This is a genomic window from Kitasatospora sp. NPDC056651, assembly GCF_042792155.1.
GTDB lineage: Bacteria > Actinomycetota > Actinomycetes > Streptomycetales > Streptomycetaceae > Kitasatospora.
On the sequence record NZ_JBHTWX010000073.1, the window covers coordinates 24,476 to 46,254 of the forward strand.

The following is a 21,779-nucleotide window of genomic DNA, read 5'->3' on the forward strand; positions in this document are numbered from 1 at the left end:
CACGCCGAGCGGGCCGGTCCGGCGGACGGACCGGCCCGCTCGGCCGTGCTCGGCCCGTCCGGGTCGGCCCGTCGGGCTTGGCCCGTCCGGTCAGCCCGCCAGCTCCGCGAGCATCGCCGCCCGGAAGCGCAGGGTGCCGGCCAGCCGGGCGAAGGTCTCGGACCAGGCGGAGTCCGGGGCGGCCCCGGCCGCCAGCTCCTCCACCGCGTCCGCCGACTCCGGGGCGAGCGCGCGCTCCGTCATCCCGAGCACCCCGCTGTGGCTCCACGGGTACGCCCCGGAGCCGGCCGCCCGGGCGAGGGCGGCCACCACGGCGGTGGACAGCGGCGGCGTCCACGGGGTGGCGCAGGCGCCGAGCAGCTGGAAGGCCTCGCCCAGCCCGTGCACCTCGATGAACGCGGCCGTCCAGGCGGCCCGCTCCCCGGGCGGGAGGACGGCCAGCAGTTTGGCCGGAGCGCCGGTGGTGCGCGGGGTGCGGACCCGCCCGCCGCGCCCGGGCGGGACCGGGGCCGGGCCGAGCAGTGCCCGGGCCCAGGCGGCGTCGCGCTGGCGGACGGCCGCTCGCGCCCAGGCCTCCCGCAGGTCGTCGGCCCAGCTGCTGCTGGTCTCGTCGATGCTGTCGCCGACCCGCAGGGCGAGCAGCCGCTCGGGCGTCAGCCCGGTGCTCCGCGACCAGGCCGACAGCGGCGCGGCGGCCACCACCTCGCCGAACCACCAGGCCCGTTCGCCGCGCCCGGTGGGGGACTTGGGGGTGATTCCGTCGCGCTGCATCCGGGCGTCGCACTCGACGGGCGGGGTCACCAGCAGGTGGGTGCCGGTGTCGGCGAGACGGACGGCGGCCCGCGCCCGCTCGGCCATCCGGTGGGCCAGCGCGGAGCCGGGCAGGGTGGAGAGCAGCTCGGCGGCGGTGGCCCGGACGTTCTTGCTGCGATCGCCGAGCGCGGCCTCCAGGAACGGTTCGTCGGCGGCGGACAGGCTGTCCTGGAGGGCGTCCAGGAAGAGCAGCCGGTCCTCGGCGCGCTCGGTGGACCAGGTGCCGCGCAGCAGCTCCAGGCCGGCCGCGGGATCGCGGCGGCGCAGCTGGGTCAGGTGGGTGACCCGCTCGGCGAACAGGCCCTCGTGCCAGATCCGGTCGTCGGCGGGCCGCTCCGGCGCGTCGGGGGTGGTGGCGGTGCGCAGCACGAACCGCCAGTCGGGATTCTGCTCGGCCAGCCAGCGGCCCAGCGGCCCGGCCAGCGCGACGGCGTCGGGGCGCAGTTCGCTGCGGGCGCGGGCGGCGTCGAGCAGGCCGGGCACCAGCGCGGCGGGCGGGCGCACGCCCCGGGCCCGGGCGGTGGCGAGCCACTGCGGCAGCAGCTCGGCCAGGTTGGCCAGGGTGCCGGCGCTGCCGCCCGTCCGCCCCGAGAGCAGTACGGTCAGCCGGCGGGCGGCCGGTTCGGGCAGCTCCGGGCGGGTGTCCTCGGCGGCGGGCGGCCCGGGTGGGCCGGCGGCCGGGACGGGCAGCGCGCCGGCCCGGCGGCGGACGGCGGCCAGCGCGGCGAGCTCCAGCAGCGCGGTGGCCGGGTCGCCCTGGTCCACGGCGTCGGTGAGCGGCAGGGCGGTGGCCGGGAGCGGGCGGCGGTCGGTGCCGAGCAGGGCGCTGGTGTGCAGGGTCTCCCACGGGTCCTGGGTGGTCGTCATTCTCGGTGCTCCTGGCGTGTCGTGGGGGTTCCGTCAGGCCCGGTGAGGGCTGCGAGGCGTGCTCTGGGCCCTGTCCGGCCCTAGGGTCCGGTGAGGCCGACCGGGGGCCGGCCCGAGGCCCAGGCGGTGACCGGGGCGAAGCCCTGGTGGCCGTACTCGCCGAAGACGGTCAGCGGGCGGCCGGTGGAGACCGCGGCCAGCCGCCACAGGGCCGGCTCCGGGACGGACGAGGTGCGGACCGGCACGGTGTGGTGGCCGTCCGTCAGGTACCAGCCCTCCGGGGCGCGGACCGGGACGACGTCGGTGAGCACCGTCGGCCAGCTGTCCAGCCACGGGTCGTCCGCCACGGCGGTGCCGTAGCCCGCCACCGCCTCGGCGACGGTCAGTCCGGCGGGCGGCTCGGCCGGGCCGGGCTCGGGGGTGCCGTACCGGGTGCCGACCGCGGCCCGCAGCGGGCGGGCGCCGGGGTGGAAGGCCATGTCGGCCTCCAGTACCCGGCCGGTGGGCAGGGCGAGGTCGGGGGACTGGCCGGGGCGGCCGAAGGCGAGGAGCAGGGCCGGGCGGCCGGTCTTGGCGCCGCGCAGCCAGACCCGGCGGGTGGTCAGCCGCTCGTCCGCGCCCCCTTCCATCGGTGCCGTCCGGGAGCCGAGCACCAGCCAGCGGTCCCGGACCGTCGGCCCGGCCAGCAGGCCGGCGGTGTCCAGGGTGTAGCCGACCCGGCTGCGGACGGTGGCGGCCAGCCCGTCCGGCAGCTCGTCGACCCGGGTGGCGGCGGTGGCGAGCAGGTGCAGCATCGCGTACTCCTCCAGTAGCCGCTCCTGCGGCAGCGCGTCCAACTCCCGTACCAGGGTGGCCAGTCCGGACGCCTTCGCGTCGACCATCCGGGCGGCGACCTCCTCCCAGGGGCCGGCGGTGGACTGGTCGGCCAGGCCGTGCCGGACGCGGTCGGCCAGTCGCAGCCGCAGTTCCGCCGCGCCGGCCGTGACCCGGGCCGCGCGGTCCTCGGCCCGGCGCCGGGCGGCCGCCGGATCGGCCGGGCCCTTCGCGGCCTTCTCCGCCCGCTCCTCGCGGGCGTCGAGCCACTGCGCCGCCCAGTCGGCGGGCTCACCGGCCGGGACGTCCCCGGCGGAGCCGCTCCACAGCAGGAGGAGCCCGAGCGCGTGCTTGCACGGGAACTTCCGGCTGGGGCAGCTGCACCGGTAGGCGGGCGTGGCGAGTTCGACCGCGGTGCGGTACGGCGTGCTGCCGCTGCCCCGGCACTCGCCCCAGACCGCGGCGCCGTCGGTGCCGGTGCCGGACCACGGCGCGGACGAGGAGAACGTGCCCGCGGCCTTCCGCGACGCGGCGTCAGGGGCCAGGGACAGGACGTGTTCGGTGCTCCAGCGTTCCTCCATGCGACCGACGGTAGGCGGCGGCACTGACAGCGGCTGACCGTCCGTCCGGCGTTGTCAGTGCCCCGGTGCAGGGTGGTTCCCACAGGCCGGGACGCCGGCTCCCCACCCTGCCGCCGGGGCACCCGTGTGCCCGGTGGCCGACCCGAAGGAGCCCGAGATGACCGACGTTCTGCGGCAGCACGCCGAGGACGCCTTCGCCGGTGAACTGGCCGCGCTGGCCGCGCAGGACGACCGCCCGCGCCCGGAGCGCTGGAGGCTCTCGCCGTGGGCCGTGGCCACCTACCTGCTCGGCGGCGAACTGCCGGACGGCACCCGGATCACCCCCAAGTACATCGGCCCGCGCCGGGTCGTCGAGGTCGCCGTGACGACCCTGGCGACGGACCGCGCCCTGCTGCTGCTCGGCGTGCCCGGCACCGCGAAGACCTGGGTGTCCGAGCACCTGGCCGCGGCGATCAGCGGCGACTCCACGAGGCTGGTGCAGGGCACCGCCGGCACCCCCGAGGAGGCCGTCCGGTACGGCTGGAACTACGCCCGGCTGCTCACCCACGGCCCCAGCCGGGACGCCCTGGTGCCCTCGCCGCTGATGCGGGCGATGGCCGACGGCACGATCGCCCGGGTCGAGGAGCTCACCCGCATCCCGGCCGACGTCCAGGACAGTCTGATCACCATCCTGTCCGAGAAGACGCTCCCGATACCGGAGTTGGGCGCCGAGACGCAGGCGGTGCGCGGCTTCAACGTGATCGCCACCGCCAACGACCGCGACCGCGGCGTCAACGAGCTGTCCAGCGCGCTGCGCCGCCGCTTCAACACCGTGGTGCTGCCGCTACCGGGCTCGCTGGACGAGGAGGTCGACATCGTCACCCGCCGGGTCGACCAGCTCGGCCGCTCCCTGGAACTGCCCGAACTGCCCGGCGGCGCCGAGGAGATCCGGCGGGTGGTGACCGTCTTCCGCGAGCTGCGGGCCGGGATCACGGTCGACGGCCGGACGAAGGTCAAGACCCCGAGCGGCACCCTCTCCACCGCCGAGGCGATCTCGGTGGTGACCAACGGACTCGCCCTGGCCACCCACTTCGGCGACGGAGTGCTGCGCGCCGGGGACGTGGCGGCCGGCATCCTCGGCGCGGTCGTCCGCGACCCGGTGGCGGACCGGGCGGTCTGGCACGAGTACGTCGAAGGGGTGGTGCGCGAGCGCGACGGCTGGAAGGACTTCTACCGGGCCGCCCGCGAGGTGGCGGTATGACGGCCGCCGAGGTCGCCCTGCTGGGCATCCGCCACCACGGCCCCGGCTCCGCCCGGGCGGTGGCCGCCGCGCTGGCGCGGTGGCGGCCGGACGCGGTGCTGATCGAGGGCCCGCCGGAGGCCGACGGCCTCGTCCACCTGGCCGCCGAGAAGGACCTCGTCCCGCCGGTGGCCCTGCTCGCCCACGCGGTGGACGACCCGGCGAAGGCCGCCTTCTGGCCGTACGCCGAGTTCTCCCCGGAGTGGGTGGCGATCCGGCACGCGGTGGAGCACGACCTGCCGGTCCGCTTCATCGACCTGCCCGCCGGGTACGGCTTCGCGCCCGAAGCCCCCGCCGAGGAGGAGCCGGAGGAGCCGGACGGGCCGGAGGAGCCGGACGAGCCGGTCGCCGACCCGCTGGCGCTGCTCGCCGAGGCGGCCGGGCACGACGACCCGGAGCGCTGGTGGGAGGACGTGGTCGAGCACCGCGCGCCCGGTACCGACCCGCTGGCGCCGTTCGCCGCCGTCGCCGAGGCGATGGGCGCCCTGCGCGCCGAGGGCCTCGGCGAGTCCCGCCGGGACCGGCTGCGCGAGGCGTACATGCGTCAGCAGGTCCGCGCCGCCCGCCGCGCCGGGTACCGCCGGATCGCCGTGGTCTGCGGGGCCTTCCACGTCCCCGCGCTGGAGCGGATGCCGACCGTCGCCCACGACCGGGCGCTGCTCGCCGAGCTGCCGAAGAAGGTGCGCACGGACATCACCTGGGTGCCGTGGACGCACCGCCGGCTCTCCCGGGCCACCGGCTACGGCGCGGGCGTGCCGTCGCCCGGCTGGTACCACCACCTGTTCACCACCGACGGCGACCCGGTGCCGCGCTGGCTCACCCGGGCCGCCGAACTGCTGCGCGCCGAGGACCACCCGGTCTCCTCCGCGCACGTGATCGAGGCGGTCCGGCTCGCCGAGACCCTGGCCGCGCTGCGCGGCCGCCCGCTCGCCGGGCTGACCGAGACCCTGGACGCCGCCCGCGCGGTGCTCTGCGAGGGCTCGGACGTCGCCCTGGAGCTGGTCCGGGACCGCCTGGTGGTCGGTGACCGGCTCGGCGGGGTCCCGGACGCCGCACCGGCGGTGCCGCTGCGCCGCGACCTGACCAGGTTGCAGCGCTCGCTGCGGCTCAGGCCCGAGGCCGTGCCGAAGGACGTCGACCTCGACCTGCGCAAGGAGAACGACGCGGCCCGCTCCCGGCTGCTGCACCGGCTGCGGCTGCTGGGCGTGGACTGGGGCGTGCCCGCGCGTTCCCCGGTGAACTCGACCGGGACCTTCCGGGAGAGCTGGCGGCTGTGCTGGCAGCCCGAGTTCGCGGTCCGGATCGCGGAGGCCGCCCAGTGGGGCACCACGGTCGAGGAGGCGGCGACCAACAAGGCCGTCGGCACCGCCCGCGCCGCCGAGGAACTCGCCGAGCTCACCGGCCTGGTGGAGACCTGCCTGCTGGCCGGGCTGTCCGGCGCGCTGCCCGCCGTGATGCGGGTGCTCGCCGACTGCGCGGCCCTGGACACCGACGTCGCGCACCTCGTGGGAGCGCTGCCCGCGCTGGTCCGCGCGCTGCGCTACGGCGACGTGCGCGGCACCGACCACGGCGCGCTCGCCGAGGCGGCCTCCGGTCTGGCGGAGCGGATCTGCGTGGGGCTGCCGCCCGCCTGCGTCGGTCTGGACGCGCGGGGCGCGGCGGCGATGCGCGGCCGCCTCGACGAGGTGCACGGCGCGATCGGCCTGCTGGCCGGCACCGCCGTGACCGCCGGACCCGCGGCCGGTCCGGAGCCGGGCCCCGACGGCCCCGACGGCCCCGACCGCCCCGGCGACTCCGACGGTCTGGCCGGCCGCTGGGCCGCCGCCCTGCGCTCGCTGGCCCGCCGCGAGCCGACCGGCGGACCGGCCACCGGCGCCCCCGGGCTGCTGCGCGGCCGGGCGGTCCGGCTGTTGCTGGACGACGGCCGGCTCGACTCCGAGGAGGCCGGCCGACGGCTGCGGCTGGTGCTCTCCGTCGCCAACGCCCCGGCGGACGCGGCCGGTTGGGTCGAGGGCTTCCTGGCCGGCGGCGGCGCCCTGCTGCTGCACGACCCCCGGCTGCTCGCCCTGCTGGACGAGTGGCTGACCGGGGTGAGCGACGAGGCCTTCACCGACGTCCTGCCGCTGCTGCGCCGCACCTTCGCCGGGCTGGAGGCGGGCGTGCGCACCACCATCGGCGGCCGGGTCGCGGCCGGCCCGCTCGGCGAGCCCCCGGCGTTCCGGGCCCCGGCCGGCGAACTGGACCGGGCCCGTGCCGACGCCGCCGTCCCCGTGCTGGCGCTGCTGCTCGGCGTCCGTCCGACGATCCCCCGGCAGGCCGCCGGCCGCGACACCTGAAGCCGGCCGCACCGGACGCGCCTCCCCGGCCCCCGCCCCGCCGGGCACGCGCCCGCCGAGCGCCCGCCGCGGCACCCGCCCCATCGAACACCGCCCCATCGAACACCGCCCCACCGAACACCGCTCCACCCCCGCCGTACCCGACCCCTGCCCCGCCGCAGGACCCGCTGAAGGAGACGACGAGATGGCAGCGCCCACGACCGACGAACGGCTGCGCCGCTGGCGGCTGGTGCTCGGCGGCGAGGCTGGGGAAGGCACCGGCCGCACCCTGCGCGGCCGCGACGCCGCGATGGACGGCGCCCTCGCCGCGCTCTACCGCGGCACCCCCGACGAGGGCGCCAGGGCGGGCCGCGGCGCGCGCCGCGGCGCCGGGCTGGGCGGTTCGGCCCCGCAGGTGGCCCGGTGGCTGGGCGACATCCGCGAGTACTTCCCGTCCACCGTCGTCCAGCTGATGCAGCAGGACGCGATCAGCCGGCTGGGTCTGGAGCGGCTGCTGCTGGAGCCGGAGATGCTGGAGGCCGTCGAACCGGACGTGCACCTGGTCGGCACCCTGCTCTCGCTCAAGCACGCGCTGCCCGAGACCACCCGGGAGACCGCCCGGGCGGTGGTCGGCAAGGTGGTCGCCGACCTGGAGCGCCGGCTCGCCGACCGCACCCGGGCCACCGTCGGCGGCGCCCTCGACCGCAGCGCCAAGGTCAACCGCCCCCGCCACCGCGACATCGACTGGGACCGCACCATCCGGGCCAACCTCAAGAGCTACCTGCCCGAGCACGGCACCGTCGTCCCCGAGCGGCTGGTCGGCTACGCCCGCGCCCGGCGCGCCGTGAGGAAGGACGTCATCCTCTGCGTCGACCAGTCCGGCTCGATGGCGCCCTCGGTCGTCCACGCCGCCGTCTTCGGCGCGGTGCTCTCCTCGATGCGCACCCTGGACACCCGGCTGGTCGTCTTCGACACCTCGGTGGTCGACCTCACCGAGCAGCTCACCGACCCGGTCGACGTGCTGTTCGCCACCCGGCTCGGCGGCGGCACGGACATCAACCGCGCGCTCGCCTACTGCCAGTCCAGGATCACCCGTCCCTCCGAGACGGTCGTCGTCCTGATCAGCGACCTGTACGAGGGCGGCATCCGGGACGGCATGCTCAAGCGGGTCGCCGCGATGAAGGCGGCGGGCGTCCAGTTCGTCGCCCTGCTCGCGCTCTCCGACGAAGGTGCGCCGGCGTACGACCACGCCCACGCCGCGGCCCTGGCCTCGCTCGGCGCGCCGGCCTTCGCCTGCACCCCGGACGCCTTCCCGGAGATCATGGCGGCGGCCATCGAGAAGCGCCCGATCCCGCTCCCCGGGAGAGGAGCGTGACGGATTCACCCGGACGCGCTAATCCGCACGATCGGCGGACGGGGCGTCCGGCCCACCGCTCCGGGCCATCTGTGATGGTTCTCACCCAAGACGGGCAGGCCCCGGGGCGGAACAGGCCCGTCCCACGGGGATAACCTGCCAGACGGACGTGACGCGCGTGTTGATTGACGTGTGCGCCCGTGGCTGGGTGGGCCGCAAGGCCGTACCTCTGCGTACCCGCACCAGCCCCGACGACCCGCAGCGAAGATCCTGCCGTGGCACGCTCGTAGAGACACAATCCGCGACCACGAACAAGGACAAACACGTGGACCTGTTCGAGTACCAGGCGAGGGACCTCTTCGCCAAGCACGGCGTGCCCGTGCTTGACGGCGATGTCATCGAGACCGCCGCAGACGCTGCCGCCATCGCGGAGCGCTTCGGCGGCCGCGCCGTCGTCAAGGCTCAGGTGAAGGTGGGTGGCCGAGGCAAGGCCGGTGGCGTCAAGCTCGCCGCCGACCCGGCCGACGCCGTCGCCAAGGCCGATGCGATCCTCGGCATGGACATCAAGGGCCACACCGTTCACAAGGTGATGCTGGCCCAGACCGCGGACATCAAGGACGAGTACTACGTCTCGTTCCTGCTGGACCGCACCAACCGCACCTTCCTGGCCATGGCCAGCGTCGAGGGCGGCGTGGAGATCGAGGTCGTCGCCGAGCAGAACCCCGACGCGCTCGCCAAGATCCCGGTCGACGCCAACGAGGGCTGCACCCCGGAGAAGGCCGCCGAGATCGTCGCCGCGGCGAAGTTCCCGGCCGAGGTCGCCGACCAGGTCGCCGACGTCCTCCAGAAGCTGTGGACCGTCTTCATCAAGGAGGACGCCCTCCTCGTCGAGGTCAACCCGCTGATCAAGTCCGGTGACGGCAAGATCATCGCGCTCGACGGCAAGGTCTCCCTGGACGAGAACGCCGAGTTCCGCCAGCCCGAGCACGAGGCCCTGGAGGACAAGGCCGCGGCCAACCCGCTGGAGGCCGCCGCCAAGGCCAAGGGCCTGAACTACGTCAAGCTCGACGGCCAGGTCGGCATCATCGGCAACGGCGCGGGCCTCGTCATGAGCACCCTCGACGTGGTCGCCTACGCCGGTGAGAACCACGGCGGCGTCAAGCCCGCCAACTTCCTCGACATCGGTGGCGGCGCGTCCGCCGAGGTGATGGCGAACGGCCTGGAGATCATCCTGGGCGACCCCGACGTCAAGTCGGTCTTCGTCAACGTCTTCGGCGGCATCACCGCGTGCGACGCGGTCGCCAACGGCATCGTGCAGGCCCTGGCGCTCCTGGAGAGCAAGGGCGAGAACGTCTCCAAGCCGCTGGTCGTCCGCCTGGACGGCAACAACGCGGAGCTGGGTCGCAAGATCCTCGACGACGCCAACCACCCGCTGGTGCAGCGCGTGGACACCATGGACGGCGCCGCTGACCGCGCCGCCGAGCTGGCCAACAAGTAAGGAAGGGGACTTAACACCATGGCTATCTTCCTTACCAAGGACAGCAAGGTCATCGTCCAGGGCATGACCGGCGCCGAGGGCATGAAGCACACCCGCCGCATGCTCGCCTCCGGCACCCAGATCGTCGGCGGTGTCAACCCGCGCAAGGCCGGCACCACGGTCGACGTCGACGGCACCGAGATCCCGGTCTTCGGGACGGTCGCCGAGGCGATGGAGAAGACCGGTGCCGACGTCACCGTCCTCTTCGTCCCGCCGGCGTTCACCAAGGCCGCCGCGATCGAGGCCATCGACGCCGAGATCGGCCTGGCCATCGTCATCACCGAGGGCGTCCCGGTGCACGACACCGCCGCCTTCTGGGCGCACGCCGGTGCCAAGGGCAACAAGACCCGCATCATCGGCCCGAACTGCCCCGGCCTGATCAGCCCCGGACAGTCGAACGCCGGCATCATCCCGGCCGACATCACCAGCTCCGGCAAGATCGGTCTGGTCTCGAAGTCCGGCACCCTGACCTACCAGCTCATGTACGAGCTGCGGGACATCGGCTTCACCTCGGCCGTCGGCATCGGTGGCGACCCGGTCATCGGCACCACCCACATCGACGCTCTCAAGGCCTTCCAGGAGGACCCGGAGACCGAGCTCATCGTCATGATCGGTGAGATCGGTGGCGACGCCGAGGAGCGTGCCGCGGCGTTCATCGCCGAGCACGTGACCAAGCCGGTCGTCGGCTACGTCGCGGGCTTCACCGCCCCCGAGGGCAAGACCATGGGCCACGCCGGCGCCATCGTCTCCGGCTCCTCGGGCACCGCCCAGGCGAAGAAGGAGGCCCTCGAGGCCGCCGGTGTCAAGGTCGGCAAGACGCCGTCCGAGACCGCCCGCCTGGCCCGCGAGATCATCGCCGCCCAGGCCTGATCCCGCACCGCGCGTGACGAGCGCCCCCGCCCCTTCCGGGCGGGGGCGCTCGCCGTTTCAGCGCGCCTTCGGGTCCGCGCCGCAGGGCCGGGGCATCCACCGCGCGCAGGCCGCCGGGCCCTGCGGCGGCGCGGCGCCCCGGGCCGCGGTCGGCAGCCCCCAGCGCGAGGCCGCCCGCGGGTGCGGCTCCACCAGGACGGCCTCCAGGCCCGGCGCCGGGCTGCACCAGATGCTGGTGACGCCGCTCGGCGGCCCGCCGGGCAGCAGCGGCAGGACCGGTTCCCCGTCCTCCGCCGCGTCCACCCCGGCCGGGGGCGGTGCGACCGGGGGCGGTGCGACGGCATGTGGTGCGACGGGCAACGCGGCGGGCAGGCACCGTGCGGGCGCCGGCGGGGCGGGCGGGCGGAACAGCTCCGCCGGGCGCAGCCCCGCCAGGGTCGCCAGGGCCGCCCCGGCCACCGCCACCGTCAGCAGCGCCGCCGCGCCCGTCCGGCTCGCCGCCCGGAGCCCGTGCCGGGCCCGCAGCACCGCCACCGGCGTCCGGTGCGGCTCGGGGCACCCGCGCACCGCCGCCCGGTGCAGCAGCTCGCTCAGCCCGTCCGCGAAGCCCGGTGCCGCCGGGTCCGGCCCGACCAGCTCCGGCACCCAGTGCGCCAGCGCCGCCCGGGCGGTCCACACCCGCCCCTCGGCCGCCGTCAGCGTGGCCTCCACCTCCACCGCGACCGCCTCGGCCGGCATCCCCAGCCCGTCGTGCAGCACCAGCGCCCGGCGCTGTGGCCGGGACAGCCGCTTGAGCGCCTTCAGCAGCGCCCGGTCCCGGTCGGTCAGGCGGTCGTGGTCCGGCAGCACCGCCTGGGTCTCGTCGGCCGGGCGCACCTTGATCCGCCGGTGCGGCAGCGCCCAGGAGTCCGCCCGCCGGGGCCCGCCCCGGTGCCACGGGGACAATGCCAGCTCGCAGGCGCGCACCCGTACCCAGCCCTCGGGGTTCCCGGTGGCGGCCACCGCCTCCCAGCTCCGCCGCGCCCCGCCGAACGCCCGCCGTACGCAGTGCGCCGCGCGGTGGCGGCAGGCGGTCAGCAGGAACACCTGTTGCACCAGCCGGGTGTGCGCCGCCTCGTAGAGCTCCTCGAAGGTCGCCGCCGGGGGCTCCGCGTCGAGGTCGTCGTCCGCCCCCGAGGGCGCGGCGGCGGCCAGGGCCACCCGCCCGGGGCCGCCGGGCGTGGGCGCGGGTGCGGGGGCGTTGGTCGTGGTTTCTTCCCGGGCGGGTCGGGTGTCGTCGTTGCCGGTGGGTGGGGGTGTGGGTCTGGGGTCGGTGGGTGTGGCGGTGGTGTCCGGTTCCGCCTGGGCCGCCCGCGCGGGCGCGGTGCGTTCGGCGGGTTCCTGGGCGCGTGCCGCCGGCGAGGCGGCGGCCTTCCGCGCCGGCCGGGCCTTCCGGGCGGGTCCGGCGGGCGTGCGGTCCGCGGGCTCGGGGGCCTGCGGCAGCCCGCCCGCCGGGTCCGGCGCGGTGCGGGTCCGGCGCGGAGCGTCGTGACGGTGTGCGGCGGTGTCCGGGGGAGCCGTCGGTCCGGGGCCTCCGCCCGGCGGCGGCTGCGGCCGGCCGTGGTCGGCTTCGGCCACGTCTGCGGGGGCCACCGGTCCAGGGCCCGCGTCCGGGGCCGGTCGGCCGTCGGAGGCCGGGGCGCTCTCCGTCCGGGCGCGCCCGGTGTCAGGGGTGCCGCCGCGATTCCGGGGCGCCGTCGGCCCGCTCCCGCCCGCCGTCGCCGTCGCCGGGGCCGGGGCCGTCGCCGGGGCCGGGCCGGGGTCCGGGGGAGCCACCGGTCGCGGTGCGGCCGCGTGCTCCGTCCGGTCGGTGGGCGCGCACTTCGCCGCTCCGGCCCTGGGCCCGCCGCTCCTCCTGGCGTCCGACGGCGTGCCACCGCATGCGGCGGGGGAGTCCTGGCGGGGTTCGCCGGTCGGATCCGCGAGGCCCGCGCCGCCGTCCGTGACCCGCGGCGGCTGCGCGGGCTGGTCCGGGGCCGCCGGAGTTCCGGGGCCCGCCTGCGCCAGCCATACCGGCTTCACGAGCTCGTCCGCGACCGCCGGGACGGGCTTTCCGGTCCGTGTCCGGGTGCGTCGCCGCTTCCGGGACGTACCGCCGTCCTGGCCCGCCGGCGCTGCGCCCGTGACGCTCGGCAGCGAGCCGGCCAGGAGGGCGAGGGCCTCCGCCTCGGTGCGGGTGCCCAGCTTGCGCAGGGCGCGCTGGAGGTCGCCGCGGGCGGTGGCGGGGGTGATCCCGAGGGCGGCGGCGGTGGCGGGGAGGGAGTGGCCGGCCGCGAGGTGGGCCAGGGTCCGGGTCTCACCCGGAGTCAGCTTCCGCAGTAGGCGGCCCGCGTCGGTTCCGGCGTGGGCGGGTCCGCGGTGGCGCTCCGGGGTGGGGGAGTCGGCGGTGGGCGGCGTGGTCATCAGACGCTCCGGGCCGGGGCACCGGCGGCTTGGGGGCAGGGTCTGAAAATGCGCATAAGCCAATAATCTGGGACACGGCGGCGGTTTGGCGCTTCACGGAGCATGGCGAGTCGCCTTGGCACCATGTGGCGCATGACGCAGCTGATGGGCCGTCCGATCCTGGAATCGCCCGGCGAATTGGGCGGACGCCCCGCGCTGGCCGACCTGTTGGCGGGGGTGCGGACGGCGCTGGTCGGCCTGGCGGCGGTCGGGGCGCCGGTGCTCGGGCTCTGGGTGATGACGCCGTACGCGGACGACGGGGCGCCCGCTGTCACCCGGTTGGCGGGCATCCTGTGGTTGCTCGGGCACGGCGCGCCGGTGCTGCGCGGGGCGTCGGGTGCCCCGCTGACGGTCACTCCGCTGCTGCTCGGCGTGCTGGCCGTGGTGCGGCTCTACCGGGTGGGCGCCGCGGTGGCGGGGCGGCCGGGGCTGCGTTCACGCTGGGGCGGCCCGACGGCGGTGTGGGCGGGGTACTGCGCGGTGGCCGTCGGGGTGGCCCTGCACTGCGCGGGCGACGGGCCGTTCCGCAGCCGGGTGCTGCCGGACGTCCTGGTGGTGGCGCTGGTGGCGGGCCTGGCGACGGCGGCCGGAGCCCGTTCGGTCACCGTCCTGGACGCGCCGGCCGGCTCCCCGCTGGACCGTCTGCCGCCGCCGTACCGTCCGGTCGACGGCGCTCCGGTGGTCCGGGCCGCCGCTCTGGCGGCCGGGGCCGGGCTGGTCGCGGCGGGCGGACTGCTGACGGCCTGTTCGGCGGTGCTGGCCGCGGTGACCGGCGCCGGGCGCGGGTCGGCGCTGCTGGGGAGCGGGCCCGCCGCCCTGCTGGGGCTGCTGCTGCTCGCGGTGGCGCTGCTGCCGAACGCGGTGCTGTGGGGTGCGGCGTACGCGCTGGGCCCGGGCTTCACGGTGGGCCGCGGGACGACGGTGTCGCCGGCCGGCACGGCGCTGGGCCCGGTGCCGGAGTTCCCGCTGTTCGCCCTGCTGCCGGCGGACGGACCGGGCGGATGGCGGCTCGCGGCGTCGGCTCTGCCGCTGTTGGCCGGGGTGGTCCCGGCGGTGCTGCTGGGCCGTGCGGCGGCGGGTCTGCGCCGGCCGGCAGTGGCGGGGGGGGGGGGGGGGGGCCCCGGGGGGGGGGGGGGGGCGGGGGGGGGGGGGGGCGGGCGCGGGCGGGGGGGGGGGGGGGGGGGGGCGCCCCCCGGGCCCGCCCCCCCCCCCGCGACGGCGGTGGCCGCCCTGGTGGCGGCGCTGGTGGTCGGGGCCGGGGCGGTGCTGCTGGGCTGGCTCTCCGGCGGGGCGCTGGCGGGGGACCGGCTGGCCCGGGTGGGGCCGGTGCCCTGGTGGACGGGCCTGGCGGCGGTGGGCTGGGTCGCGCTGGTCGCCGTCCCGGGCGCCCTGCTGGTGCGGTACCGCGCGTTGGGCCCGGCGGGCGGCGTGGGCGCGTACGCCTGGCTTGCGCGCCGGGCGCGCCGGGGCGTGCTGGAGCTGCGCGCCAGTACCTACGCCCTTGTGCTGCGGCTCTCCGGACCGGGCGTCCGGGACACCGGGGACCCGGACCACGACGACCCGGACACGGACGACCCGGACCCGGACGACTGACCCGGACCCCGACGACCCCGACGACCCGGACCCCGGCACCCCGCCGGAACCGGACCGGGGCGCCCGACCGGGCCGGCCGGCCCGACTACTCGGCGTTCCCGGTGAAGTCCACGTACCACTGGGGCGCGTACCGGTCGCAGTTCTGGGCACCGACCGAGGTCAGCGAGTCCTGGACGCAGGTGACGTAGTCGCGGTAGTGGTACCCGAGGCCGATCACCGAGGTGGCGAACACGACGGTCATCGCACCGGTCAGGATGCCGGCGAGCGCGGCCGGGGTGAGCGGGTTCGGCGCCGTGGCACCCGGGTACGAGCCGTCCGGCCCCGAGGCCGAGGCCACGGCCGTGGCGGCGGTGGCGGCCGGGGCGGCGGTCTGGCGGGTCCGCATCGCGCTGACGCCCCAGACGATGCCGAGCGCCCCGATCAGCAGGGCGAGCCAGTGGAGCCCGGTGAAGAGGCAGACCAGCGCGAGCGGTCCGGCCAGCGCGGCGTTGCGGGCCTTGCGGTGGGCCGGGTTCGCCGGGTCGAGCCGGGGCGGCTGCGGGGCCGGCGGCCGCCGGCCGGGGCGGCCGTCGCCCCCGGGGCCCCACGGCGACGGCCCCTGCGGACGCCCTCCGCCCTGCCCGGGGCCGCCCTGTCCGATACCGCCCTGTCCGGAGCCGCCCTGTCCGGAGCCGTCCTGGCCGGGGCCGTCCTGGCCCTCGCCGCCCCAGGGGCTGCGCGGCTGCCACGGCTGGTCGGGGGCATCCGCCGGCGGCGGCGCGAAGGGGTTGCGCTCGCCGGTGTCGTCGCCGCTGCTCATGGGTTCGGCCATTCCTTCTCGGTCGGGTCTCGGTCGGTCTCAGTTGGTCTCGGTCGGGCTCGTTCGGAGGTTCTCGCGTAGGAGCGGTCTCCCGCGCCCCCAATGATCCCGCAGCCGTCCGCCGGTCCACGGGCGGCCTGGGCCGCGGGTCCGGTCGGGGCCGGTACGGCCGGGGGCAACTCCGGTGCGGGAGGCCGGAGGAGATCCCCGTCTCAACTACGCGCGTAGCGCCGCCGGGAGGGTGCGGAGGCCGTCCGACCAGCCGTTATCGTGGTGACGGTCAGCAGCCCACAGAGGTTCCCCGGGGCCCGCGTCGCGGCGGGTTTCCCTGGAGTTGCCCCTCGCTCGACCTGCCGTTCGTAGTGGCCCCACCACCGGTGGACGTACCAGCGGACGGCGCCCGACCTACGGAGAAACGCGCAGTGGCCGCCGCCCCCGCCCAGCACTTCCCGCCCCGTACGCCCGGACCGGCCCGCCTGGTGGTGCTGGTCTCCGGCTCCGGCACCAACCTCCAGGCGCTGATCGACGCCGCCACCGATCCGGCGTACGGCGCCGAGATCCTGGCGGTCGGCGCGGACCGGGACGGGATCACCGGGCTGGAGCGGGCGGAGAAGGCGGGCCTGCCGACCTTCGTCCACCAGGTGAAGGACCACCCGGACCGGGCCGCCTGGGACCGCGCGCTGACCGCCTCCGTCGCCGAGTACCAGCCGGACCTGGTGGTCACGGCCGGTTTCATGAAGATCCTCGGCCCCGAGTTCGTCACCGCCTTCGCCGGGCGGATCGTCAACACCCACCCCGCACTGCTGCCCGCCTTCCCCGGCGCCCACGGCGTCACCGACGCGCTCGCGTACGGGGTGAGGGTCACCGGCTGCACCGTCCACCTGGTCGACTCCGGCGTGGACACCGGGCCGATCATCGCGCAGGGCGTCGTCGAGGTCGTCGACGCCGACCACGCCGATGGCGGCGAAGCGCTGCACGAGCGCATCAAGACTGTCGAGCGCAAGCTGCTCGTCGACGTCGTGGGCCGGCTGGCCCGCGAGGGTCACCGCATCGAGGACCGAAAGGTATGGATCCCGGCATGAGTGCCAGCTCCACCACCACGCCCGTTTCGGAGAACGTTCGTCCGATCCGTCGCGCGCTGATCAGCGTGTACGACAAGACCGGTCTGGAGGAGCTGGCCCAGGGCCTGCACGCCGCCGGGGTCGCCATCGTCTCCACCGGCTCCACCGCCGGCCGGATCGCCGCCGCCGGCGTGCCGGTGACCGAGGTCTCCGAGCTGACCGGCTTCCCGGAGTGCCTGGACGGGCGCGTGAAGACGCTGCACCCCCGCGTGCACGCCGGCGTGCTGGCCGACCTGCGGCTGGAGTCGCACCGCGCGCAGCTGGCCGAGCTGGGCGTCGAGCCCTTCGACCTGGTCGTGGTGAACCTCTACCCGTTCAAGGCCACCGTCGCCTCCGGCGCCACCCCGGACGAGTGCGTCGAGCAGATCGACATCGGCGGCCCGAGCATGGTCCGCGCCGCCGCCAAGAACCACCCCTCGGTGGCCGTGGTGGTCGACCCGGCCCGCTACGGCGACGTGCTGAAGGCGGTTCAGGAGGGCGGCTTCGACCTGGCCACCCGCAAGCGCCTGGCCGGTGCCGCGTTCGCCCACACCGCCGCCTACGACGTGGCCGTCGCCTCCTGGTTCGAGGACGGCTACGCGCCCAGCGACGAGCGGTTCCCGGAGTTCCTGGGCTCGACCTGGGAGCGGCAGAACGTGCTGCGCTACGGCGAGAACCCGCACCAGGGCGCCGCGCTGTACAGCGACGGCACCGGCGGCCTGGCCGGCGCGCGGCAGCTGCACGGCAAGGAGATGTCGTACAACAACTACGTCGACACCGACGCCGCCCGCCGCGCCGCCTACGACCACGCCGAGCCGGCCGTCGCGATCATCAAGCACGCCAACCCGTGCGGCATCGGGACCGGCGCCGACGTCGCCGAGGCGCACCGCAAGGCGCACGAGTGCGACCCGGTCTCCGCGTACGGCGGCGTGATCGCCGTCAACCGCCCGGTCACCGTCGCGCTGGCCGAGCAGATCGCCCCGATCTTCACCGAGGTCGTCGTGGCCCCCGGCTACGAGGAGGGCGCCCTGGAGGTGCTCACCAAGAAGAAGAACCTGCGGGTGCTGCTCGCCCCCGAGGCCCCGGCCAACCGCCAGGAGGTGCGCCCGATCTCCGGCGGCGTGCTGCTCCAGGACGCCGACCGGGTGCACGCCGAGGGCGACGACCCGGCGAACTGGACCCTCGCCACCGGTGAGGCGCTGGCCGCCGACGAGCTGGCCGAGCTGGCCTTCGCCTGGCGGGCCTGCCGGGCCGTCAAGTCCAACGCGATCCTGCTGGCCAAGGACGGCGCCTCGGTGGGCGTCGGCATGGGCCAGGTCAACCGGGTGGACTCCTGCAAGCTCGCGGTCGAGCGGGCCGGCGAGCGCGCCAAGGGCGCCTACGCGGCCTCGGACGCCTTCTTCCCGTTCGCGGACGGCCCGGCGATCCTGATCGCGGCCGGCGTCCGCGCGATCGTCCAGCCGGGCGGCTCGATCCGGGACGAGGAGGTCGTCGCGGCGGCCGCCGAGGCCGGCGTGACCATGTACTTCACCGGTGCGCGGCACTTCTTCCACTGATGGCGTGACGGAACGGCAGAGCGGCCCGGTCCCCTCCGAGGAGGGAGCCGGGCCGCTCCGCCGTGGGCCCGTGGGCCCACGGGCCGGTCAGTACTTCGGCCGGTTGAACCAGGTGACGGCGTCCCGGGTGCACACGCCGGCGATCCAGATGACGCTGATCGCCACCCACAGCACGGAGACGAAGAGGTTGGCCCCCTGGCCCTCCGTCGCGGCGAACGAGCTGAGCAGGCCGAGCAGGCCGAGCAGGGCGCCGATCGAGCCGTAGACGATGGTGGTGATCCGGACGCTGTTGCCGCCCTTGCCGAACTTCACCCCGAGGGTGATGGACAGCGCGGCGGCCAGTGCGGCCACGACGCCGATGACGGCCAGGACGCCGGCGGCGGCGTCGCCGATCGCGAGCAGGCCCTCGTCGCTGGTCTTGCTCTGGGCCATGGCGCCCTTGGTGGCCATGGCCCCGAGCAGGCAGAACACCGCTCCCAGCACCTGGGTGCCACCGACGATGAACAGCAGGACCCGGGCGGTCATCATCAGGCCCGGCATGGACTGCGGCGCGGCCACCGGCGGGTAGCCGTAGCCCACGGGGGGCTGTCCGTAGGCCGGGGCCTGCTGCGGGTAGCCGTAACCCGGCGCGGCCGGCGGGGCCTGCTGCGGGTAGCCGTAGCCCGGTGCGGCCGGCGGCTGGCCGTACGGGTTGTTCGGGTCGGGCGGGTAACTCATGGATGCCTCCGGGCAGTTACGGGGACGCGGGGACGGGACGCCGACGACCCGGTGCCGGTCGGTGAGTCGGATCACCTACCGGAAGGGGACGATAGCGGGGCGGGGTGACAGCCCGGCGGCGGTGACGGGCGCCGCGGTTCGGCAGAGTGGTGAGCGTCAGGGGCGCGGGGCGGCCGACGGGTACGGCGCGGGCGGGACGGTGCCCCCGCGGTCGGACTGCTCGCACTGCTGTGGTCGGCTCACTGGCTCTTTCCCCCGGATACGCCCCGCCGCGGGTTCCGTCGGCCCGTCACCGGGCCGGTCCACGGCGGGAATGCCCGGATATCGTCATCCGGACGGCGGCGCCGTGTCCAGCCGGTTCGCCGGGCGGGCCGAGACTGTGGCGCAACCGCAACGTGACGTGGGTCCCGGTAGTCGTTCGTTCACCCGGACGCCGTACTCGGGGGCGACGGGGACCGCCCCGCCGGGCACTCCCGGGCGGGCGCCGGTCGACCGGACGAGCCCTCGGTACGGCGACCCCCGGGGATCCGGGAGAATGGGGTCATGACTGCCCAGATTCTCGATGGCAAGGCCACCGCCGCCGCGATCAAGTCCGAACTCGCCGCCCGTGTGGCGGCCCTCAAGGCGAAGGGCGTCACGCCCGGCCTCGGTACCGTCCTGGTCGGCGACGACCCGGGCAGCCGCTGGTACGTGAACGGCAAGCACAAGGACTGCGCCGAGGTCGGCATCGCCTCGATCCAGCGCGAGCTGCCCGCCACCGCCACCCAGGAGGACGTCGAGAACGTCGTCCGCGAGCTCAACGCCGACCCGACCTGCACCGGCTACATCGTCCAGCTGCCGCTGCCCAAGGGCCTGGACCAGAACCCGGTCCTGGAGCTGATGGACCCGGACAAGGACGCCGACGGCCTCCACCCGACCTCGCTCGGCCGGCTCGCCCTGGGCATCGACGGCCCGCTGCCGTGCACCCCGCTCGGCATCGTCGAGCTGCTGCGCCGCCACGACGTCGAGATCGACGGCGCCGAGGTGGTCGTGGTCGGCCGCGGCATCACCGTCGGCCGCTCGATCGGCCTGCTGCTGACCCGCCGCAGCGAGAACGCCACCGTCACCCTGTGCCACACCGGCACCCGGGACCTCGGCGCCCACCTGCGCAAGGCCGACATCATCGTGGCCGCCGCCGGCGTGCCGCACCTGGTCAAGCCGGAGGACGTCAAGCCGGGCGCGGCGGTGCTGGACGTGGGCGTCAGCCGCAGCGAGGGCAAGATCGTCGGCGACGTGCACCCGGGCGTGGCCGAGGTGGCGGGCTGGATCTCCCCGAACCCCGGCGGCGTGGGCCCGATGACCCGCGCGATGCTGCTGAACAACATCGTCGAGGCGGCCGAGCGCCGCGCCGGCGTCTGACGACCCCAGGGACGGCGAGCATGACTGAACCGCGACCGGCAGGGCCCAGCCGCAGGGCGGTCAAGACCACCGGCACCCTGCCGCCCGAGGGCTCGGCCGCGGCCCTCGGACGCGACCACGCGCTGCCCGTGCGGCAGTGGCCGATCACGCTGGTGCTGCTGGTGGTCGGCGCCGGCCTCGCGGTCACCTGGTTCGCCGACTTCAAGGACGGCTTCAAGTACGGGCTGCTGATCCTCGGCTGCGGAGTGCTGCTCGGCGCGGTGCTGCGGCTGGTGCTGCCCGAGGTCGGGATGCTGGCGGTGCGCAGCCGCTTCACCGACGTCATCGTGCTGACCTTCCTGGGGGCCTCGATCGTGCTGCTGACCCTGGTGGCGCAGCCGAACCCGTGGCTCCAGATCCCGCTGCTGGACAACATCGGCCAGCTGATGGGCCGGCCCAAACACTGATCGGCGGGCCTGCCGCGGCCCCCGTCCGAGCCCCTGGAGTCCAGGGCCCGGGCGGGGGCCGCGTCGCGCCTGTGACGCATCAGCCAGGCCCGCACCCGCGGCGTAGGCTTCCCTTTGCGATAACCTGACGCCGGTCTCTCGATGTCGAGAGACCGTCCTCGGCTCCAGTGCGCCGGTGTGCCTGGGGCACCTGGCGATTTGCTGGAGAAGGTAGAAATGACTCGCACCCCCGTCAACGTCACCATCACCGGAGCGGCCGGCCAGATCGGCTACGCGCTGCTCTTCCGCATCGCCTCGGGCCACCTGCTCGGTGCCGACGTGCCGGTGAACCTGCGCCTCCTGGAGATCCCGCAGGGCCTCAAGGCCGCCGAGGGCACCGCCATGGAGCTCGTCGACTGCGCCTTCCCGCTGCTGCGCGACATCACCATCACCGACAAGCCGGCCGAGGCCTTCGACGGCGCCAACGTCGCGCTGCTGGTCGGCGCCCGTCCGCGCACCGCGGGCATGGAGCGCGGTGACCTGCTCCAGGCCAACGGCGGCATCTTCGGCCCGCAGGGCAAGGCCATCAACGACCACGCCGCGGACGACATCAAGGTCCTGGTCGTCGGCAACCCGGCCAACACCAACGCCCTGATCGCCCAGCGCAACGCCCCGGACGTCCCGGCCGAGCGCTTCACCGCGATGACCCGCCTGGACCACAACCGGGCCCTCGGCCAGCTGTCCGCCAAGACCGGCTCCCTGGTCGCGGACATCAAGCGCGTCACCATCTGGGGCAACCACTCCGCGACCCAGTACCCGGACATCTTCCAGGCCGAGGTCGCCGGCAAGCCGGCCTTCGAGGCCGTCGGCAGCGACCTGGGCTGGCTGGAGAACGACTTCATCCCGACCGTCGCCAAGCGCGGCGCCGCCATCATCGACGCCCGCGGCGCCTCCTCGGCCGCCTCGGCCGCCAACGCCGCCATCGACCACGTGTACACCTGGGTCAACGGCACCGCCGAGGGCGACTGGACGTCCATGGGCGTCGTCTCCGACGGCTCCTACGGCGTTCCGGAGGGCCTGATCTCCTCCTTCCCGGTCACCACCGAGGACGGCAAGTTCGAGATCGTCCAGGGCCTGGAGATCTCCGACTTCTCGCGCGCCCGCATCGACGCCTCGGTCCAGGAGCTGGCCGAGGAGCGCGACGCGGTCCAGGAGCTGGGCCTCATCTGAGCCCGCCCCGCACGGCTCGACCGGCGGCCCGCCGCGTCCCTCCCGGAAGCC

The 21,779-nt window shown here is 75.9% G+C and carries 16 protein-coding genes; 11 read left to right on the forward strand and 5 right to left on the reverse strand.

From position 1 onward, the window contains the following. Nucleotides 1–90: 90 nt before the first annotated feature. Nucleotides 91–1,680, reverse strand: coding sequence for a DUF5691 domain-containing protein (locus tag ACFRAR_RS25710; protein WP_380700541.1), 1,590 nt, complete (start codon nt 1,678–1,680; stop codon nt 91–93). An 80-nt stretch (nt 1,681–1,760) separates the two neighbouring features. After that, the gene (locus ACFRAR_RS25715) at nt 1,761–3,074 is read right to left on the reverse strand and encodes an SWIM zinc finger family protein (RefSeq protein WP_380700542.1); all 1,314 of its coding nucleotides are present in this window, start codon (nt 3,072–3,074) and stop codon (nt 1,761–1,763) included. 157 nt (nt 3,075–3,231) lie between these two features. On the opposite strand from ACFRAR_RS25715, the gene ACFRAR_RS25720 reads away from it, so the two are divergent. The 5 genes from ACFRAR_RS25720 to sucD all read left to right on the forward strand — a co-directional run bounded on the left by ACFRAR_RS25720 (nt 3,232) and on the right by sucD (nt 10,429). After that, entirely contained in the window at nt 3,232–4,314 is a 1,083-nt protein-coding gene (locus tag ACFRAR_RS25720; RefSeq protein WP_380700543.1) for an AAA family ATPase, read from the forward strand. Continuing rightward, nucleotides 4,311–6,689, forward strand: a complete 2,379-nt coding sequence (locus tag ACFRAR_RS25725) for a DUF5682 family protein (protein ID WP_380700544.1) — start codon at nt 4,311–4,313, stop codon at nt 6,687–6,689. The genes ACFRAR_RS25720 and ACFRAR_RS25725 overlap by 4 nt, the downstream gene beginning before the upstream one ends. 184 nt (nt 6,690–6,873) lie before the next feature. Next, on the forward strand, nt 6,874–8,043 hold the full coding sequence (locus tag ACFRAR_RS25730) for a VWA domain-containing protein (protein ID WP_380700545.1): 1,170 nt from the start codon (nt 6,874–6,876) through the stop codon (nt 8,041–8,043). 304 nt (nt 8,044–8,347) lie between these two features. After that, nucleotides 8,348–9,520 carry an ADP-forming succinate--CoA ligase subunit beta gene (gene sucC, locus ACFRAR_RS25735; protein ID WP_380700546.1) on the forward strand — a complete coding sequence of 391 codons (1,173 nt, stop codon included), beginning with the start codon at nt 8,348–8,350 and terminating at the stop codon, nt 9,518–9,520. Nucleotides 9,521–9,538: 18 nt separating this feature from the next. Then, complete coding sequence (gene sucD / locus ACFRAR_RS25740; protein WP_380700547.1) at nt 9,539–10,429, forward strand: succinate--CoA ligase subunit alpha; 891 nt, start codon at nt 9,539–9,541, stop codon at nt 10,427–10,429. A 57-nt stretch (nt 10,430–10,486) separates the two neighbouring features. On the opposite strand, the gene ACFRAR_RS25745 is transcribed toward sucD, so the two are convergent. Beyond that, the gene (locus tag ACFRAR_RS25745) at nt 10,487–12,871 is read right to left on the reverse strand and encodes a hypothetical protein (RefSeq protein ID WP_380700548.1); all 2,385 of its coding nucleotides are present in this window, start codon (nt 12,869–12,871) and stop codon (nt 10,487–10,489) included. Between the two features lie 132 nt (nt 12,872–13,003). Here ACFRAR_RS25745 and ACFRAR_RS25750 point away from each other — a divergent pair, with 132 nt between their 5' ends. Then, nucleotides 13,004–14,503, forward strand: a complete 1,500-nt coding sequence (locus ACFRAR_RS25750; RefSeq protein WP_380700549.1) for a DUF6350 family protein — start codon at nt 13,004–13,006, stop codon at nt 14,501–14,503. An 85-nt stretch (nt 14,504–14,588) separates the two neighbouring features. Here ACFRAR_RS25750 and ACFRAR_RS25755 read toward each other — a convergent pair whose 3' ends face one another. Further along, nucleotides 14,589–15,302 carry a hypothetical protein gene (locus tag ACFRAR_RS25755; protein ID WP_380700550.1) on the reverse strand — a complete coding sequence of 238 codons (714 nt, stop codon included), beginning with the start codon at nt 15,300–15,302 and terminating at the stop codon, nt 14,589–14,591. A 422-nt stretch (nt 15,303–15,724) separates the two neighbouring features. Here ACFRAR_RS25755 and purN point away from each other — a divergent pair, with 422 nt between their 5' ends. After that, nucleotides 15,725–16,384: a phosphoribosylglycinamide formyltransferase gene (gene purN, locus ACFRAR_RS25760; RefSeq protein WP_380700551.1), complete on the forward strand. Its 660-nt coding sequence runs from the start codon at nt 15,725–15,727 to the stop codon at nt 16,382–16,384. Further along, nucleotides 16,381–17,958, forward strand: coding sequence for a bifunctional phosphoribosylaminoimidazolecarboxamide formyltransferase/IMP cyclohydrolase (gene purH / locus ACFRAR_RS25765; RefSeq protein ID WP_380700552.1), 1,578 nt, complete (start codon nt 16,381–16,383; stop codon nt 17,956–17,958). Before purN ends, purH begins: the two co-directional genes overlap by 4 nt. A gap of 87 nt (nt 17,959–18,045) precedes the next feature. Here the strand turns inward: purH and ACFRAR_RS25770 are convergent, their stop codons facing one another. Further along, a complete protein-coding gene (locus tag ACFRAR_RS25770; RefSeq protein ID WP_380700553.1) occupies nt 18,046–18,675 on the reverse strand; it encodes a hypothetical protein in 630 nt (209 codons plus the stop codon). A gap of 543 nt (nt 18,676–19,218) precedes the next feature. On the opposite strand from ACFRAR_RS25770, the gene ACFRAR_RS25775 reads away from it, so the two are divergent. The 3 genes from ACFRAR_RS25775 to ACFRAR_RS25785 all read left to right on the forward strand — a co-directional run bounded on the left by ACFRAR_RS25775 (nt 19,219) and on the right by ACFRAR_RS25785 (nt 21,728). After that, the gene (locus ACFRAR_RS25775; protein WP_380700554.1) at nt 19,219–20,073 is read left to right on the forward strand and encodes a bifunctional methylenetetrahydrofolate dehydrogenase/methenyltetrahydrofolate cyclohydrolase; all 855 of its coding nucleotides are present in this window, start codon (nt 19,219–19,221) and stop codon (nt 20,071–20,073) included. Between the two features lie 20 nt (nt 20,074–20,093). After that, entirely contained in the window at nt 20,094–20,519 is a 426-nt protein-coding gene (locus ACFRAR_RS25780; RefSeq protein WP_380700555.1) for a DUF3017 domain-containing protein, read from the forward strand. A gap of 216 nt (nt 20,520–20,735) precedes the next feature. Further along, complete coding sequence (locus ACFRAR_RS25785) at nt 20,736–21,728, forward strand: malate dehydrogenase (protein ID WP_380700556.1); 993 nt, start codon at nt 20,736–20,738, stop codon at nt 21,726–21,728. Nucleotides 21,729–21,779 lie beyond the last annotated feature (51 nt).

Coding starts and splice junctions, on each gene's coding strand:
- ACFRAR_RS25710 (WP_380700541.1), bottom strand. CDS start 1,680: ATGACGACCACCCAGGACCCGTGGGAGACCCTGCACACCAGCGCCCTG.
- ACFRAR_RS25715 (WP_380700542.1), bottom strand. CDS start 3,074: ATGGAGGAACGCTGGAGCACCGAACACGTCCTGTCCCTGGCCCCTGAC.
- ACFRAR_RS25720 (WP_380700543.1), top strand. CDS start 3,232: ATGACCGACGTTCTGCGGCAGCACGCCGAGGACGCCTTCGCCGGTGAA.
- ACFRAR_RS25725 (WP_380700544.1), top strand. CDS start 4,311: ATGACGGCCGCCGAGGTCGCCCTGCTGGGCATCCGCCACCACGGCCCC.
- ACFRAR_RS25730 (WP_380700545.1), top strand. CDS start 6,874: ATGGCAGCGCCCACGACCGACGAACGGCTGCGCCGCTGGCGGCTGGTG.
- sucD (WP_380700547.1), top strand. CDS start 9,539: ATGGCTATCTTCCTTACCAAGGACAGCAAGGTCATCGTCCAGGGCATG.
- ACFRAR_RS25745 (WP_380700548.1), bottom strand. CDS start 12,871: ATGACCACGCCGCCCACCGCCGACTCCCCCACCCCGGAGCGCCACCGC.
- ACFRAR_RS25750 (WP_380700549.1), top strand. CDS start 13,004: ATGACGCAGCTGATGGGCCGTCCGATCCTGGAATCGCCCGGCGAATTG.
- ACFRAR_RS25755 (WP_380700550.1), bottom strand. CDS start 15,302: ATGAGCAGCGGCGACGACACCGGCGAGCGCAACCCCTTCGCGCCGCCG.
- purH (WP_380700552.1), top strand. CDS start 16,381: ATGAGTGCCAGCTCCACCACCACGCCCGTTTCGGAGAACGTTCGTCCG.
- ACFRAR_RS25770 (WP_380700553.1), bottom strand. CDS start 18,675: ATGAGTTACCCGCCCGACCCGAACAACCCGTACGGCCAGCCGCCGGCC.
- ACFRAR_RS25775 (WP_380700554.1), top strand. CDS start 19,219: ATGACTGCCCAGATTCTCGATGGCAAGGCCACCGCCGCCGCGATCAAG.
- ACFRAR_RS25780 (WP_380700555.1), top strand. CDS start 20,094: ATGACTGAACCGCGACCGGCAGGGCCCAGCCGCAGGGCGGTCAAGACC.
- ACFRAR_RS25785 (WP_380700556.1), top strand. CDS start 20,736: ATGACTCGCACCCCCGTCAACGTCACCATCACCGGAGCGGCCGGCCAG.